We start from the raw sequence: 16,568 nt of genomic DNA, 5'->3' as shown, positions 1-16,568 counted from the left end.
ATTTATCGTAAGAATCAACACTGAAAGCTCGCAAGCGTAGGCCCCTTGGCCAGTTAAAAGTGAAGTCATCAATTCAGTACGCACTCTCCCTCAGGCGACTGCTTCGCAGTCGAGCGGGGGCAAGCCCCCTCGCCACAGAAGTAGCATCCGGCCGAAGGTTTTCGCCAGCCAACAAAAAACGGCCCGCAGGCCGTTTCTTGTAGTCTCATAGGGCGCGTGTAGAAACGCTCAATGGCAACAGGATTTTTCGATAATTGCGGCCCGAATTGTCAGGAGCTCTGAACAAAATAAACGGGACCGCTGAGTGTGGTGGCAACAATCTCGCACTGAGTTACTGCACATCCAACAAATCTCGCAACCCCACCAACTTATCCGGATTACGCATGATGAAAATCCGGTTCACCCGCCCCGCTTCGTCAAAACCAAAACTCAGCGATGCGACGAGTTCGCTGTCGGCTTTGATGATCACGCCTTGAGCGCCGTTGATTTGCGTGGGCAGCCATTCGTACGTCTGCCAGTAGGTGTGCAGCGACTGACCAATGAAATCCAGCACGCGGTTGATGCCGAACAGGGTTTCGCGGATGGCCGAGGCCTTGCCGCCGCCGTCGGCGCAGAGTTCGACGTCTTCGGCCAGCAGCGCGGTCAGGGACGCGGTTGAGCCGCTGGCGATGGCGCTGTGGAAGGCGTTCAGCAACTGGTTCTGACGCGCGGGTTCGGGTTGATAGCGGATTTGCCCGCTACCCAGACCGGCCTTGGCCCGGGACACCAACTTGCGGCAAGCCGCTTCCTGGCCCCCGATAACCTCCGCCACTTGGGCGTAATCCATATCGAAAATTTCGTAGAGCAGGTACGCGGCGCGCTCCTTGGGGGTCAGCCGTTCCAGCAAGAGCAGGAACGCGGTGGACAATGACGAGGCCAGTTCATGCAGGTGTTCGGGTGAATGCTGATGGGTGGTGTGAATCGGCTCCGGCAGCCAGGTGCCGATGTAATCGACCCGTGACTTGTGCGCCGAGCGCAACAGGTCGATGCAGTGCCGGGTGCAAGCGGTGGTGAGCCAGGCGGCTGGCGTGGTGATGGAGGCCCGGTCGGCCTCCAGCCACTTGATGAACAACTCTTGCACCACATCCTCGGCTTCGGTGCGCGAGCCGAGAATGCGATACGCCAGACCGAGCAAAAAGGGCCGGCGCTGCTCGAACACAGCGGCGGCGTTTTCAGCGGAGTTCATCAATCAGTGCCTCGACACCTGCAAACGGTTCCACAGGTTGATCATGCCGATCTCGGCCGTCAAGGCACCGATCTGAGCATCGTTGAAATGCTCGCGCAAGTCCCCGCGCAGGCTGGCGTAGTCGGTCTTTTCATCGAGCACAGTCAGGGCTTCGGTCCAAGCCAGCGCCGCGCGTTCGGCAGCGCTGAAATCGCTGACATGGCGCCAGACGATCAGGCGGTCCAGGCGCTCGTTGGTTTCATTGGCCTCACGCGCCTCACGGGTGTGCATCTTCACGCAGAAACCGCATTGGTTGATCTGCGAGGCACGCAGGTGCAGCAGGTGTTTGAGGGTCGGGTCCAGGTCATGGCTGTCGAGGGTGACATGGACTTGGGTCAGGCTTTCGAAAACCTGAGGAATGGACTGCAGCAGATTGACCGGTTGGGTGTTGGACGACATCGTGTTGCTCCGCTAATTGAGGGGTTCAACAGGATGACGATTGAGGATTCGGGTTTGTGACGTGGGGACTTTTTTTAACGCATAAAAGCGAAAGATCGCAGCCTTCGGCAGCTCCTACAGGGGTCGCGTACATCCATGGGTGTACGGCTCAATGCAGGAGCTGGCGAAGCCTGCGATCTTTTGATCTTCAGGCCGCAAGTTCTCCGCTGGCAATCGCATCCGAAGCCGCCAGCATCGCCCGCAACAACACCGCACACCCGGCAGCGAGGTCATCCGGCGTGGCGTTTTCGATTTCGTTGTGGCTGATGCCGCCTTCGCAGGGCACGAAGATCATCCCCGCCGGGCCGAGTTCGGCGAGGAAGATCGCGTCGTGCCCTGCCCCGCTGACGATGTCCATGTGCGACAAACCCAACCCTTGAGCGGCGCCGCGTACTGCTTCGACGCAACCCTTGTCGAAGTAAAGCGGCGGGAAGTCGGCGGTGGGAGTCAATTCGAAGGTCAGGCCGTGTTCTTCGCAGGTGGTTTCGATGACTTCGCGAACTTCGGCGATCATTGAATCGAGTCGCGCCGGTTCCAGATGACGGAAGTCCAGGGTCATGCGCACTTCGCCGGGAATCACATTGCGTGAGCCGGGGTAGGCTTGCAGGCAGCCGACAGTGCCGCAGGCGTGGGGTTGATGGCCGAGGGCGGCGCGATTGACCGCGCCGACGATCACTGAGGCGCCGACCAGAGCATCCTTGCGCAGGTGCATTGGTGTCGGGCCGGCGTGGGCTTCGACGCCGCGCAATTTCAGGTCGAACCATTTCTGCCCGAGGGCGCCCATGACCACGCCGATGGTTTTGCGCTCGTCCTCAAGAATCGGGCCTTGCTCGATGTGGGCTTCGAAATAGGCGCCGACGGCGTGGCCACTGACTTTGCGCGGGCCGGCATAGCCAATGGCATTCAGGGCTTCGCCGACGGTCACGCCCTCGGCATCGACCTTGGCCAGGGTTTCTTCGAGGGTGAATTTTTCCGCGAACACACCGGAGCCCATCATGCACGGGGCGAAGCGCGAGCCTTCTTCGTTGGTCCAGACCACCACTTCCAGCGGCGCTTCGGTTTCCACGCCCAGGTCATTGAGGGTGCGCAAGACTTCGACCCCGGCCAGCACGCCGAAGCAGCCGTCGAACTTGCCACCGGTGGGTTGAGTGTCGATGTGGCTGCCGGTCATCACCGGCGGCAGGTTCGGGTTGCGCCCCGGACGGCGGGCGAAGATGTTGCCGACAGCGTCGATACTGACGGTGCAGCCGGCTTCCTCGCACCAGTTCACGAAGATGTCCCGGGCCTGGCGGTCGAGGTCGGTCAGGGCCAGTCGGCAGACGCCGCCCTTGACCGTGGCACCGAGTTTGGCCAGGTCCATGAGCGACTGCCACAGACGGTCGCGGTTGATGTGCTGATGGGTGGACTGCAGAACGTCTATGGCAGCGTTCATGGTGATCTCCTCAGGCAGTTGTTATAGGTTTCTTCATGAAAATTTGTGGTTATTGTGAGGCCGCCATCGCGAGCAGGCTCGCTCCCACAGTTGAAATGCATTCCCTTGTAGGAGCTGCCGAAGGCTGCGATCTTTTGATCTTGCTCTCCGGCGGCCCCGAAAAGATCGCAGCCTTCGGCAGCTCCCACAGTTGAGATGCATTCCCCTGTGGGAGCGAGCCTGCTCGCGATGAGGCCATCCCTCACACCGCAGTTTTCACAGCAGTAGGACTCGGCCGCATCACACTCAACCCGTAATAAATCAGCCCACCAAGGGCCGAGCCGGTGAACCAGCCGTAGCTGTAGAACCAGCTGAACGCATCGCTGCCCAGCGACAGCAGCGTCAATGCCACCGGCACGCCGAACGCGATAAAACCGAACCAGTGCCACGCCGGGTAAACGTCATCGCGGTAGAGACCCGCCAGATCCAGCTGCTGTTTCTTGATCAGGAAATAGTCCACCACCATGATCCCGGCGATCGGCCCCAACAGACTCGAATAGCCCAGCAACCAGTTGGAATACACCGTCTCCAGGCTCAAATCCGAAACGATCAGCCCCAGCTTTTTCAACAATTCATGAGCCATCAGCGCCAAGCCGACCAGCCCCGTGAGGATCACCGCTTTGGTGCGGTTGATGATCTTGGGCGCAACGTTCTGGAAGTCGTTGGTCGGCGAAACGATGTTGGCCGCGGTGTTTGTGGACAACGTGGCGATGATGATCAGCGCCATGGCCAGGGCGACCCAGACCGGGCTCTGGATATGGCCGATCAGGGTGACCGGATCGGAAACAGTGACGCCCACCAGTTTTACCGAAGCGGCCGTCATCACCACGCCGAGGGAGGCGAACAGGAACATGGTCAGGGGCAAGCCGATAATCTGCCCGATAATCTGATCCTTCTGGCTTCTCGCGTAGCGACTGAAGTCCGGAATATTCAGCGACAAGGTGGCCCAGAAGCCAACCATGGCGGTCAGCCCGGCGGCAAAGTAACTGACCACGCTGGCCCCTTCCGGACGCTTGGCCGGGATCGCCATCAATTCGCTCATCGATACGTTCGGCATCGCCCACATCAGCAGCCCCACGCCGACCAGTACCAGTAACGGTGCGGACAGTGTTTCCAGCCATTTGATCGAGTCCGCGCCGCGAATCACCACCCACAGGTTCAAGGCCCAGAACACCATGAAGCCGATCACTTCACCGGTGCCGCCGAGGGCTTTCCAGTCATCGAACACCGACCCGAGAAACAGGTGAATCGCCAACCCGCCAAACATGGTCTGGATGCCGAACCAGCCACACGCTACCAGGGCACGGATCAGGCATGGAATGTTGGAACCGAGGATGCCGAAGGACGAACGCAGCAACACCGGGAATGGGATGCCGTACTTGGTGCCGGGGAAGGCGTTCAGGGTCAGTGGAATCAGCACGATAATGTTGGCGAACAGAATCGCCAGCAGCGCTTCGCCGACGGTCAGCCCGAAATAAGCGGTGAGCACGCCGCCGAGGGTATAGGTCGGCACGCAGATCGCCATGCCGACCCATAACGCGGTGATGTGCCATTTGTTCCAGGTTCGTTCATGCACCTTGGTTGGTGCCATGTCGTGGTTGTAACGGGGACTGTCAAGGACATCGCTGCCGGCTTCTAGCTCAAACAAGCCGTCGCGCTCGGTCACTTGCGATCTGATCTGTTGCATGGCCGCTCCACTGTTCTTTTGATTATTTTTGCTCATCAGGGGCTGGCGCGAGACGCGCGAGCCGGACGATGGCCGGAGAAACTGACAACTTTTACGGACCGGCCAAGGTGTCAGCGGCGGCATCAATAAACGTGCCGGGTACCCCGCTTACGCATCGGGCAGTGCCATAAAATTTCGCTAACCAACTGATATTGATCAGCTTTATTTATCCAACTATTGAATCCGCGGTGAGTTGCGATGCCACTCAGGCCGAATGTCAGGCAAGTTGTCCGAACAGTCAGGACTCAATCTGGTGCGTCGATCTTTTTTGAAAGACTGCGCCTCAACCATAGACCATCTACAAGCGGCTGATTTCACATAGAAAATCTCGTCTATTTTTGGAACCTGTCAAGTGCGTCAAAATGGTGAGAGGCCTCACCATTTTGGTGATTTTCAGTTTTAATCGTTATTTATCAATCAGTTAAAACAGTCATAAGCTTATAAAAAATATTCTTGCTCAATCCGTAAACTGCAGCTAGCGTCTATTCTTGACAGCGCTGACAGGAATACACCGATTGGCGTCTGCTTCATATAAAACATTTAGAACCGGCATCAGTCGGTCAATGCCTGCGAGGAACTCGGAATGTCTCTGTTGATCCGTGGCGCCACCGTTATTACCCATGATGAAAGTTATCGCGCCGACGTCTATTGCGCCGAGGGCGTGATCAAAGCCATCGGTGAAAACCTTGATGTTCCCGCCGATGCCGAAGTGCTCGACGGCAGCGGCCAATACCTGATGCCCGGCGGCATCGACCCGCACACTCATATGCAGTTGCCCTTCATGGGTACGGTGGCCAGCGAAGACTTCTTCAGCGGCACCGCGGCGGGGCTTGCCGGCGGCACCACCTCGATCATCGACTTCGTGATTCCCAACCCGCAGCAATCGTTGATGGAGGCATTTCATCAATGGCGCGGCTGGGCCGAGAAGTCGGCGTCGGACTACGGTTTCCACGTCGCCATTACCTGGTGGAGCGAGCAGGTCCGCGAAGAAATGGCTGAGCTGGTGAGCCATCACGGGGTCAACAGCTTCAAGCATTTCATGGCCTACAAGAACGCGATCATGGCTGCCGACGATACGCTGGTGGCGAGTTTCGAGCGGTGTCTGGAATTGGGCGCAGTGCCCACCGTGCATGCGGAAAACGGCGAGCTGGTCTATCACCTGCAACGCAAGTTGATGGCCCAGGGCATGACCGGGCCGGAAGCGCACCCGCTGTCGCGACCTTCGCAGGTGGAAGGTGAAGCCGCGAGCCGGGCGATCCGTATTGCCGAAACCCTCGGCACGCCGCTGTACCTGGTCCACGTCTCGACCAAGGAAGCCCTCGACGAAATCACCTATGCCCGCAGCAAGGGTCAACAGGTCTACGGCGAAGTGCTGGCCGGGCATTTGCTGCTGGACGACAGCGTTTACCAACACCCGGACTGGCAGACCGCCGCCGGTTACGTAATGAGCCCGCCCTTCCGTCCTCACGGCCATCAGGAAGCCCTTTGGCATGGCTTGCAATCAGGCAACCTGCACACCACCGCCACCGACCACTGCTGCTTCTGCGCCGAGCAAAAAGCCGCCGGCCGTGACGACTTCAGCAAGATTCCCAACGGCACCGCCGGCATCGAAGACCGCATGGCAGTGCTCTGGGATGAAGGGGTGAACACCGGGCGCTTGTCGATGCAACATTTCGTTGCCCTCACCTCCACCAACACCGCGAAGATCTTCAACCTCTATCCGCGCAAGGGTGCGATTCGTGTGGGCGCTGATGCCGATCTGGTGCTGTGGGATCCGGAAGGCACGCGGACGATTTCAGCCAAGACCCATCACCAGCAAGTCGACTTCAACATCTTCGAAGGCAAGACCGTGCGCGGCGTGCCGAGCCACACCGTCAGCCAGGGCCGAGTGGTGTGGGCCGATGGTGATTTGCGGGCCGAGCGTGGTGCCGGTCGGTATGTCGAACGGCCGGCGTATCCGGCGGTGTTCGATTTGCTGAGCAAGCGGGCTGAATTGTGCAGGCCGGTTGCTGTGAAACGCTGAAATCGAGGCCTTCGGCCTTCGCGAGCAAGCCCGCTCCCACAAGGGAACGCATTCCAAATGTGGGAGCGGGCTTGCTCGCGAAGGCGGCAGTCCTGACAACACAAAAACCAATGCCCACCAGAGGCAATACCTCAAATAACCGTGAGGCCAACACCGTGATCAAGACCCTGAACCACCTCCCGCATCCCCATGAGGACGCGGCCGCCCTCGCCGGCCACTTCACCGATCTGGCGCCGCCGCTCAACGACCGTCAGGCGCATCTGGAAGCCTCGCGCTGCCTGTATTGCTACGACGCGCCGTGCGTGAATGCCTGTCCGAGTGACATCGACATTCCGTCGTTCATCCGCAATATCCATCAGGAAAACGTTCAGGGCGCCGCGCAGAAAATCCTCTCGGCGAACATCCTCGGCGGCAGTTGCGCCCGGGTCTGCCCGACGGAGATTCTTTGCCAGCAAGCCTGCGTGCGCAACAACGCCCAAGAATGCGCGCCGGTGCTGATCGGCCTGTTGCAACGCTACGCCGTGGACAACGCACACTTCAGCGAACACCCGTTCCAACGCGCCGCCGCAACTGGCAAGCGCATCGCTGTGGTGGGTGCCGGTCCGGCCGGTTTGTCCTGCGCGCACCGCAGTGCCATGCACGGCCATGACGTGGTGATTTTCGAGGCGCGGGAAAAGGCTGGTGGACTCAACGAATACGGGATCGCCAAGTACAAACTGGTGGACGATTACGCGCAGAAGGAGCTTGAATTCCTGATGGGGATTGGCGGGATCGAAATTCGTCACGGGCAGAAGCTCGGCGACAACCTGACCCTCAGCGAACTGCATCAGCAATTCGATGCGGTGTTCCTCGGCCTCGGTCTGGCCGCCAGCAAACAGCTGGGTCTGGCCCACGAGGATGCCCCCGGCCTGCTTGCCGCCACCGACTACATCCGCGAACTGCGCCAGGCCGATGACCTGACGCAACTGCCGCTGGCCGAGCGCTGCATCGTCCTTGGTGCCGGCAACACCGCCATCGACATGGCCGTGCAAATGGCTCGCCTCGGCGCTCGCGACGTCAATCTTGTGTACCGCCGCGGCGTCGAGGACATGGGCGCCACCGGTCACGAACAGGACATCGCCAAGGCCAATCAGGTGCGTCTGCTGACCTGGGCTCAACCGCAAGAAGTGCTGCTCGACGATAAGGGCAAGGTGCGCGGCATGCGCTTCGCCCGCACCCGGTTGGTGGATGGTCGCCTGCAAACCACTGGCGAAACCTTTGAACTGGCCGCCGACGCGATCTTCAAAGCCATAGGCCAAGCCTTCGACAACAGCACCCTCGCCGATCCGCTGGCCCGTGAACTCAAGCGTCAGGGCGACCGCATCCTCGTCGACGAACAGCTGCGTACCAGCATTCCCGGGGTGTATGCCGGTGGCGATTGCACCAGCCTCGATCAGGACCTCACCGTGCAAGCCGTGCAGCACGGCAAGCTGGCCGCCGAGGCCATCAACGCTCAACTCATGCTCAACGTGGAGGCTGCGTAAATGGCCGATCTCTCGATTTTTTTCGCCGGCATCAAAGCCCCCAATCCGTTCTGGCTGGCTTCCGCGCCGCCGACCGACAAAGCCTACAACGTGGTTCGCGCGTTCGAGGCAGGCTGGGGCGGCGTGGTCTGGAAAACCCTGGGTGAAGACCCGGCGGCGGTCAACGTGTCGTCGCGTTACTCGGCGCACTTCGGGGCTAATCGGGAGGTGCTTGGTTTTAACAACATTGAACTGATCACCGACCGTTCGCTGGAAATCAACCTGCGTGAAATTACCCAGGTCAAAAAGGACTGGCCGGACCGCGCGCTGATCGTGTCGCTGATGGTGCCCTGCGTCGAAGAGTCGTGGAAAAACATCCTGCCGCTGGTGGAAGCCACCGGGGCCGATGGCATCGAGTTGAATTTCGGCTGCCCCCACGGCATGCCGGAACGGGGCATGGGCGCGGCGGTCGGCCAGGTGCCGGAATACGTCGAACAGGTCACCCGCTGGTGCAAGACCTATTGCTCGCTGCCGGTGATCGTCAAGCTCACGCCGAACATCACCGACATCCGCGTCGCCGCCCGTGCCGCTTACCGGGGCGGGGCTGATGCGGTGTCGTTGATCAACACCATCAACTCGATCACCAGCGTCAACCTGGAACGCATGGTCGCCAATCCCGCCGTCGGCAGCCAAAGCACCCATGGCGGTTATTGCGGTTCGGCGGTGAAGCCGATTGCGTTGAACATGGTCGCCGAAATCGCCCGCGATCCGCAGACCCAGGGCTTGCCGATCTGTGGCATTGGCGGGATTGGCAGTTGGCGCGATGCGGCGGAATTCATTGCCCTGGGCAGCGGCGCGGTGCAGGTATGCACGGCAGCAATGCTGCATGGTTTCCGGATTGTCGAGGAGATGAAGGACGGTTTATCACGCTGGATGGACAGTCAGGGCTACGCCAGCGTCTCGGAATTTTCCGGGCGGGCGGTGGGCAATACCACGGACTGGAAGTACCTGGACATCAACTATCAGGTGATTGCGAAGATTGATCAGGCGGCGTGCATCGGTTGCGGTCGTTGTCACATCGCTTGCGAAGACACCTCGCACCAGGCGATTGCGAGCCTTAAGCAGGCGGACGGGACGCATAAATATGAAGTGATTGATGATGAGTGCGTGGGGTGCAACCTGTGTCAGATCACCTGCCCGGTGCAGGATTGCATCGAAATGGTGCCGATGGATACCGGCAAGCCGTTTCTGGATTGGAACCATGATCCGAGGAATCCGTACCATGTCGCGGTCTGAACTCAGCGGCGCCTGAACTGACGCCTTCGCGAGCAAGCCCGCTCCCACAGTGGATCAACTTCGCGCACAAATCCTGTGTTCGCTAGAGATTTAATGTGGGAGCGGGCTTGCTCGCGAAGAGGCCAGCTGCTGCGCCGCAAACCTCAAGGCTCCAACCCGATCCCGCGCAATATCACGCTGGTCACCGTCTGAACCGCCCGCTCGAACTGCATGTCCGACAACGGCTGGTGATCATTAAGAATATTCACCTGGTGATCAAAGTCGGCGTAATGCTGGGTCGAGGCCCAGATCATGTACAGCAGGCTGGAAGGCTCCACCGGCAGGATGCGTTTGTCCTCCACCCACTGGCGAATTTTCGCTTCTTTCATCTTGGCCCAGTCGTACAGGCTGGCGTCCAGTTTCTCACCCAGTGTCGGCGCACCGTGGATGATTTCGTTGGCCCAGACTTTCGAGCCGTAAGGGCGACTGCGGGAATGGTTCATCTTGGCGCGGATATAGCTGCTGAGCACCACTCGCGGGTCGTCGAACATCTCGAAGCACAGGGCGTCCTGCTTCCAGACCTCCAGCAAACCCAGCAACACCGCGCTGTACAGCTCGCTCTTGGTGCTGAAGTAGTAATGCAGGTTGGAACGCGGCAATTGCACTTCGGCGGCGATGTCAGCCATGGCGGTGCTGCCGAAACCTTTTTCGGCGAAGACTTTTTCGGCCCCCAGCAGAATCTTTTCGACGTTACTGCGACGAATCTCGATCTTGTGATTGCCCATGAGGGCTCCCTGACAACAGCGTTGATCAAGACTAGCATCCGCTCTGGATCGGGGCGACAGGGGAAAACGAAACTTCGTACGGTGGTCTTGTGGCAGGTAAACTGGCCGCCTCTTTGAACCTGCCTCCGAGGTCTTCACGATGCTGCTCAAGAACGCCCTGACCACCACCGCCCTTCTCGGCTCGTTGCTCGCCGCCTCATCGGTGTTTGCCCACGCGCACCTGAAAAGCCAGACCCCGGCGGCCGACAGCACCGTCAGCGCGCCCTCGGAGCTGCGCCTGAAGTTTTCCGAAGGGGTTGAAGCGACGTTCACCAAAGTGACGATCAGCAAAGACGGTGCCGACATCCCGGTAAAAAACCTCGCCACCGAAGGCAGCGACAAGAAAACCCTGATCGTCACCCCTGCCGTGCCGTTGGCCGCTGGCGATTACAAAGTCGAATGGCACGCCGTGTCGGTCGACACCCATAAAAGTGAAGGCGCCTATCGCTTCAAGGTCGGTCAGTAATTCATGACCGATGCGCTGGTGCTGTGCCGCTTTCTGCATTTCACCGTGGTGCTGATGCTGTTCGGGGCCTGGGTGTTCAGGCCTCTGCTGTTGGGCCGTGAAACCGCGTGGCTGGATCCATCTCTGGCGCGTGTGACCCGCTGGCTTACCGCTGTAGCGTTAATCAGTGGCGTCGGCTGGTTGCTGCTGATCACCGCCAGCATGGCCGGCTCCGCGGACGCGGCACTTGATCCGGCGACGCTAGGCCTGGTGCTGAGCAATACCTTTTTCGGTCAGGTCTGGCGTTGGCATCTGCTGCTCAATCTGTTGCTCATGGCCCTGCTGCTGACGCCCTGGCGTTCCAGTTCGCTTTGGCGCATCAGCCTTTCGAGCTTGCTGCTGGCGACGCTGGCCCCGGTCGGTCATGGCGCCATGCTCGATGGCCTGCAAGGCCAGTTGCTGATTCTTAACCAGATCATTCACCTGGCGTGCGTCGGCGCCTGGCTGGGTGGGTTGATGCTGTTGGTGATGATCCTGCGCCAACCGGCCGATCATCCCTTGAGCGCGATATTGCAACGCTTCAGCGGGATCGGTTACGCCTTGGTGGCGGGGCTGGTGATGACCGGGCTGATCAACGTGCGGGTATTGACCGGCGTGTTCTGGCCGACGCCGTTGCTGTCCGGGTTTGCGCTGATCCTGCTGATCAAGGTTGTGCTGGTGATCGGGATGCTGGGGTTGGCGCTGTTCAATCGGCGGCGGGTCAAGGATTGCCAGCAGCGCCCGGACCTGTTGCGTGCCAGCGTCGTGCTGGAGTGGTTGCTGGGGATTGGCGCGGTGGCAGCGGTTTCGCTACTGGGCACCATGCCGCCGATGACTACTGCCTGAACACACCTCCAATGTGGGAGCCCTGTGGCGAGGGGGCTTGCCCCCGTTTGAGTGCGTAGCGCTCACAAGATTTTTGCTACAACAGACATTTTGGGGCTGCTTCGCAGCCCAACGGGGGCAAGCCCCCTCGCCACAGGTCGCTCCTACAAGGACCGTGTCAATCAGGGGTGATCGCGGCAGCGGTATCAATACTCACCACCACCGACATCCCCGGCAGCAACCGCTCGCTCTGTTCCTGATCGGCATCGACGGTGATCCGCACCGGCACCCGCTGGGCGATCTTGACGAAGTTGCCGGTGGCATTATCGGCCTGGAGCAAACTGAACTCGGACCCTGTGGCCGGCGAAATCCGCTGTACCCGTCCGTGGAATTGACGATGGCTCAGCGCATCGACCGTGAAGCTCACCGGTTGGCCGACCCGCACGTTGTCCATCTGGGTTTCCTTCATGTTGGCGATCACCCACAACTGGTTCGGCACCAGCGCCATCAGCTGCGCCCCGGAGTTCACGTAGGCGCCAAGGCGCACACCGATCTGCCCGAGTTGCCCATCGCGCGGCGCCACCACGCGGGTGTTCGACAGGTCGATCCGTGCCAGTTGCACCGCCGCTTCAGCATTGGCCACCGCCGCTTCCAGCGAGCCGCGATTGACGATCACCGTTTGCAGATCCTGCCGGGAGATTTCCAGATTAGCCTGGGCCTGCGCCACGGCGGCAATGGTCTGGGCATTGGCGGCCAGGGTCACGTCCAGTTCGCGTTTCGACACCGAACCATCGCTGACCAGCTCCTTGTTACGACGCAAATCCGCTTCACTTTTGCGCAACTGCGCCTGGGCGTCGGCGACGGCGGCCTGACGCAACTTGATGGTCGCTTCGGCGCTGTTGCGTTGCTGCACCACGTTGGCCAGCGCGGCTTTCTCCACCGCCAATTGCGCCAGGGATTGATCGAGGCGCTGCTTGTAGATGCGGTCGTCGAGGCGCACCAGCAAATCCCCGGCCTTCACAAACTGAAAATCCTGCACCGGCACTTCGTACACGTAACCGCTGAGCTGCGGGCCAATGATCGTCACTTGGCCCCGCACCAGTGCGTTTTCCGTGGTCTCGACCGCGCTACTGAACGGCGGCAGTTGCCAGGCGTACAACACGATCAGCACGCCGACGATGGCAATCGCCGCAAAGCCCAAGGACGAGATGATCCGCACCCGCAGCGAACGCGGTTCGGTGCCCGGCGAGGATGGCGGCGTTACGCCCTCGGGGGTGGCGGCAATGGCGTTGGTGGTCGGTTCGGTCATGGAGAAGTGGCACCGCTGGGTTGTACGGTTGGAGTGGCAGGCGCCGGGGCGACAGTTTGGGTGGTGCTCATCAGCCACAGGGCGCGAATGGAGATCCAGATCATGGTCAGCACCGCGATCACGGCAATCAGCATGAACACATCGTTATAGGCTAGAACATTGGCCTCGCGGGTGGCCGCGGCGGCCAGGCTGCGAATGCCCTGCAGGTTGCGCAGGCTCGGGTCGGCGATCACCGAGCCGACCGCGTTGCCACCGCTCTGTACCCGCGCAGCCACACGCGGATCAAGCAGGGTCAGCTGCTCGACGATGTGGCTGGAGTGGAACTTCTCGCGCACGATCTGGAACGTCCCCAGCAATGCCGCGCCAATCAGGCCACCGAGGTTCTGGCAAATACCGAACAGCACCGAGAAACTTACCAGGTTACGGGGGCTGGACAGCACGTTGCGCATGCCGTAGACCATGGTCGGCCCGAGAAAAAACGTCCCGCCGAAGGCCAGCAGGAACTGGCTGAAATACAAGTTTTCCGGACGGGTCAGGTTGTTCGAATAGCTGTCCATCACCGAGCCGACCGCCATCAGCGCGAGAGAGATGTTCAGCGGCATGATCAGGTGTTTGGGATCGATGGTCAGGGCACTGGTGGCCAGACCGGCAATGCTGCCGATCAACATCACCACATACAGACTGTGCAGTTGCTGACTGCTCATGTTCAGCGTCTGCATGAACCCCACCGCGCCGGTGGATTGTTCCGACGTCACCATTCGGATCAGAATCACCGCCAAGGCCAGGCGAATCATCGCCCCGCTGCCGAGCCAGCGGGTCATCAGCATCGGGTTGCTGCGGTTGTGCTCGATGGCCAGGCCCGTGAGGATCAACACGATCGAGGCCGCCGAGGCCACGCCGATCCACTGCGCTTCGAGCCACCAGTCGATCCGCCCCAAGGACAGCACCGCGCAAAGCAAGGCCACGCCGCTGGCAAGGATGGCGAAGGTCAGGAAGTCGAGTTTTTCGAAGGTCTTGAAGCGATCACCCGGCGGCAATTTCAGCAGGAATACGCAGCCCAGGGACAACAGCGCCATGCCCAGTTCGAACAGATACAAGCCGCGCCATTCGGCGATTTGCAGCAGGTCTTCGGAGAACAACCGCGCCATCGGCAACGCCAGTTGTGAGGTGCCGAGGCCCAACACCAGCGCCTTCATCCGCCATTTCGCCGGGAAGGCCTGGATCATGTAATACAGGCCCAGCGAACTCAGCGCCGCGCCGACCATGCCGTGGGCCGCGCGCACGGCAATCGCCGAACTCAGGTCGTTGACGAACAAATGGCCGAAGGTCACCAGGGCATAGAGCATCAGGAATACTTCGGTGAACGCCCGCAAGCCGAACTGCTGGCGAAACTTCACCAGCAGCAGGTTCATCGATACGTTGGTCATCACATAGGCCGCCGGCAACCAGGCCATCTCGGCGGTGGTCGCCCCCAACGCGCCTTGCAGGTAAGGCAGGTTGGCGATCACCAGCGAGTTGCCGAGGCCGCCGGTCAATGCCACCAGCAAACCCACCAACGCATAGGCCAGCCGTCTGGGGTTGGAGTGCAATGGCGTCGAAGGCGAACCGGGCAGGCTGGGGCGCTCGTGAGGCTGCCAGTTGCGCGGGGTGTAGTGATCCATTCAATGGCCTTGTTTCGGGAAGGTTGTCAGTTTGCCGGAAAATCTCAGCCGAAACACAAAACCCTTGTGGGAGCGAGCCTGCTCGCGATGGCGGATTGTCAGCTGATATCAATGTTGAATGTCAGACCGCTATCGCGAGCAGGCTCGCTCCCACAAGGGGACGATGTGATCGTACAACTTGTGATTGACATTCGTGCAAAGCCTCGCAAATAATCGCCGCCAATGTTGTACGACGACGTATAACAAAAAATAAAAATAACAAAAAACCAGGGAGCGTTACTGTGAGCAGACTCGCCCGCAATTCCTTCACCAGCACCCCTCACCCCACCTTCGCCCGTCGCCATACCCTCAGTTTGATCGGTTGCAGCAGCCTGGCCCTCGCCCTGCCCATGACCAGCCAGGCCGAAGGTTTCGTCGATGACGCCAAGGCCACGCTGAACCTGCGTAACGCCTACATCAATCGCAACTTCACCAATCCGAACAACGCCCAAGGCAAGGCTGAAGAGTGGACGCAAAACTTCATCCTCGACGCTAAATCCGGCTTCACCCAGGGCCCCGTCGGTTTCGGCATGGATGTGCTCGGTATGTACTCGCAGAAACTCGACGGCGGTAAGGGTACGGGCGGCACGCAGTTGCTGCCGATCCATGATGACGGTCGCCCCGCGGACAATTTCGGTCGTCTGGGCGTGGCGCTGAAAGCCAAGGTGTCGAAAACCGAATTGAAGGTCGGGGAATGGATGCCGGTGCTGCCGATCCTGCGCTCCGATGATGGTCGCTCGCTGCCGCAAACCTTCCGCGGCGGCCAGGTCACCTCCACCGAGCTCAGCGGCCTGACGCTCTACGGCGGCCAGTTCCGCGGCAACAGCCCGCGCAATGACGCGAGCATGGAAGACATGTCGATGAACGGCAGAGGCGCGTTCACCTCCGACCGCTTCAACTTCGGCGGCGGCGAGTATGCGTTCAATGAAAAACGCACTCAGGTCGGCGTCTGGTACGCGGAACTCAGCGACATTTATCAGCAGCAGTATTTCAACCTGAGCCACAGCCAGCCCATGGGCGATTGGACCCTGGGGGCCAACCTCGGTTACTTCATCGGCAAGGAAGACGGCAGTGCGCTGGCCGGCGATCTCGACAACAAAACCGCGTTCGCCCTGCTCTCGGCCAAATACGGCGGCAACACCTTCTATGTCGGCCTGCAAAAACTCAGCGGCGACAACGCCTGGATGCGTGTCAACGGCACCAGCGGCGGCACGCTGGCCAACGACAGTTACAACGCCAGTTATGACAACGCCAAGGAACGCTCCTGGCAGGTGCGTCACGACTACAACTTCGTCGCCCTCGGCATCCCCGGCCTGACGCTGATGAACCGCTACATCAGCGGCGATAACGTACACACCGGCGCGATCACCAACGGCAAGGAATGGGGCCGCGAATCGGAACTGGCCTACACCGTGCAAAGCGGCGCGCTAAAGAACCTCAACGTCAAATGGCGCAACGCGACCATCCGCCGCGATTTCAGCACCAACGAATTTGATGAGAACAGGATCTTTATCAGTTACCCGATTTCGTTGTTGTAAGGCGCAGATCTTCTGCAGGCAGGATACCCCCTTGTGGCGAGGGAGCTTGCTCCCGCTGGAGTGCGAAGCGCTCCCAATCCGATCACTGAATGTTCCTGAACTTCTGGATGGGGGCTGCTTCGCAGCCCAGCGGGAGCAAGCTCCCTCGCCACAGGTCAGTGAACTCATTGGATGAACATGACCCTCCGT

Annotated in this window: 13 protein-coding genes; 6 read left to right on the top strand and 7 right to left on the bottom strand. The window is 60.2% G+C overall.

Annotated features, from left to right (window positions below; all coding sequences use genetic code 11):
• Positions 1-331: 331 nt before the first annotated feature.
• The 4 genes from sigJ to BK662_RS23785 form a co-directional block, all read right to left on the bottom strand.
• Positions 332-1,225: an RNA polymerase sigma factor SigJ gene (gene sigJ / locus BK662_RS23800; protein ID WP_123359725.1), complete on the bottom strand. Its 894-nt coding sequence runs from the start codon at positions 1,223-1,225 to the stop codon at positions 332-334.
• Positions 1,226-1,228: 3 nt separating this feature from the next.
• Entirely contained in the window at positions 1,229-1,663 is a 435-nt protein-coding gene (locus BK662_RS23795) for a carboxymuconolactone decarboxylase family protein (RefSeq protein WP_063343432.1), read from the bottom strand.
• A 187-nt stretch (positions 1,664-1,850) separates the two neighbouring features.
• Entirely contained in the window at positions 1,851-3,134 is a 1,284-nt protein-coding gene (locus BK662_RS23790; RefSeq protein WP_123359726.1) for a Zn-dependent hydrolase, read from the bottom strand.
• A 241-nt stretch (positions 3,135-3,375) separates the two neighbouring features.
• The gene (locus BK662_RS23785; RefSeq protein ID WP_123359727.1) at positions 3,376-4,860 is read right to left on the bottom strand and encodes an NCS1 family nucleobase:cation symporter-1; all 1,485 of its coding nucleotides are present in this window, start codon (positions 4,858-4,860) and stop codon (positions 3,376-3,378) included.
• A 622-nt stretch (positions 4,861-5,482) separates the two neighbouring features.
• Here BK662_RS23785 and hydA point away from each other — a divergent pair.
• The 3 genes from hydA (at position 5,483) to preA (ending at position 9,720) form a co-directional block, all read left to right on the top strand.
• Positions 5,483-6,922 (top strand): dihydropyrimidinase, encoded by a 1,440-nt coding sequence (gene hydA, locus BK662_RS23780; RefSeq protein WP_123359728.1) that lies wholly within the window; start codon positions 5,483-5,485, stop codon positions 6,920-6,922.
• 155 nt (positions 6,923-7,077) lie between these two features.
• A complete protein-coding gene (locus tag BK662_RS23775) occupies positions 7,078-8,445 on the top strand; it encodes an NAD(P)-dependent oxidoreductase (RefSeq protein WP_123359937.1) in 1,368 nt (455 codons plus the stop codon).
• Positions 8,446-9,720 carry an NAD-dependent dihydropyrimidine dehydrogenase subunit PreA gene (preA, locus tag BK662_RS23770; protein ID WP_123359729.1) on the top strand — a complete coding sequence of 425 codons (1,275 nt, stop codon included), beginning with the start codon at positions 8,446-8,448 and terminating at the stop codon, positions 9,718-9,720.
• A gap of 143 nt (positions 9,721-9,863) precedes the next feature.
• Here the strand turns inward: preA and BK662_RS23765 are convergent, their stop codons facing one another.
• Positions 9,864-10,484, bottom strand: coding sequence for a TetR/AcrR family transcriptional regulator (locus BK662_RS23765; protein ID WP_007899508.1), 621 nt, complete (start codon positions 10,482-10,484; stop codon positions 9,864-9,866).
• Positions 10,485-10,623: 139 nt separating this feature from the next.
• Here BK662_RS23765 and copC point away from each other — a divergent pair, with 139 nt between their 5' ends.
• Positions 10,624-10,989, top strand: a complete 366-nt coding sequence (copC, locus tag BK662_RS23760; protein WP_123359730.1) for a copper homeostasis periplasmic binding protein CopC — start codon at positions 10,624-10,626, stop codon at positions 10,987-10,989.
• 3 nt (positions 10,990-10,992) lie between these two features.
• The gene (gene copD / locus BK662_RS23755) at positions 10,993-11,853 is read left to right on the top strand and encodes a copper homeostasis membrane protein CopD (RefSeq protein ID WP_123359731.1); all 861 of its coding nucleotides are present in this window, start codon (positions 10,993-10,995) and stop codon (positions 11,851-11,853) included.
• A gap of 157 nt (positions 11,854-12,010) precedes the next feature.
• On the opposite strand, the gene BK662_RS23750 is transcribed toward copD, so the two are convergent.
• Both BK662_RS23750 and BK662_RS23745 read right to left on the bottom strand, forming a co-directional pair.
• Complete coding sequence (locus tag BK662_RS23750) at positions 12,011-13,141, bottom strand: HlyD family secretion protein (RefSeq protein ID WP_123359732.1); 1,131 nt, start codon at positions 13,139-13,141, stop codon at positions 12,011-12,013.
• A complete protein-coding gene (locus tag BK662_RS23745) occupies positions 13,138-14,802 on the bottom strand; it encodes an MFS transporter (RefSeq protein WP_123359733.1) in 1,665 nt (554 codons plus the stop codon). The genes BK662_RS23750 and BK662_RS23745 overlap by 4 nt, the downstream gene beginning before the upstream one ends.
• Before the next feature lie 281 nt (positions 14,803-15,083).
• Between BK662_RS23745 and BK662_RS23735 the strand changes: the two genes are divergently transcribed.
• The gene (locus tag BK662_RS23735; protein ID WP_123359735.1) at positions 15,084-16,379 is read left to right on the top strand and encodes an OprD family porin; all 1,296 of its coding nucleotides are present in this window, start codon (positions 15,084-15,086) and stop codon (positions 16,377-16,379) included.
• Positions 16,380-16,568 lie beyond the last annotated feature (189 nt).

The organism is Pseudomonas frederiksbergensis (genome assembly GCF_003732275.1).
Classification (GTDB): Bacteria; Pseudomonadota; Gammaproteobacteria; order Pseudomonadales; family Pseudomonadaceae; genus Aquipseudomonas; species Aquipseudomonas frederiksbergensis_H.
The sequence above is the reverse complement of the archived record's forward strand: the minus strand, read 5'-3'. Positions and strand labels throughout refer to the sequence as shown.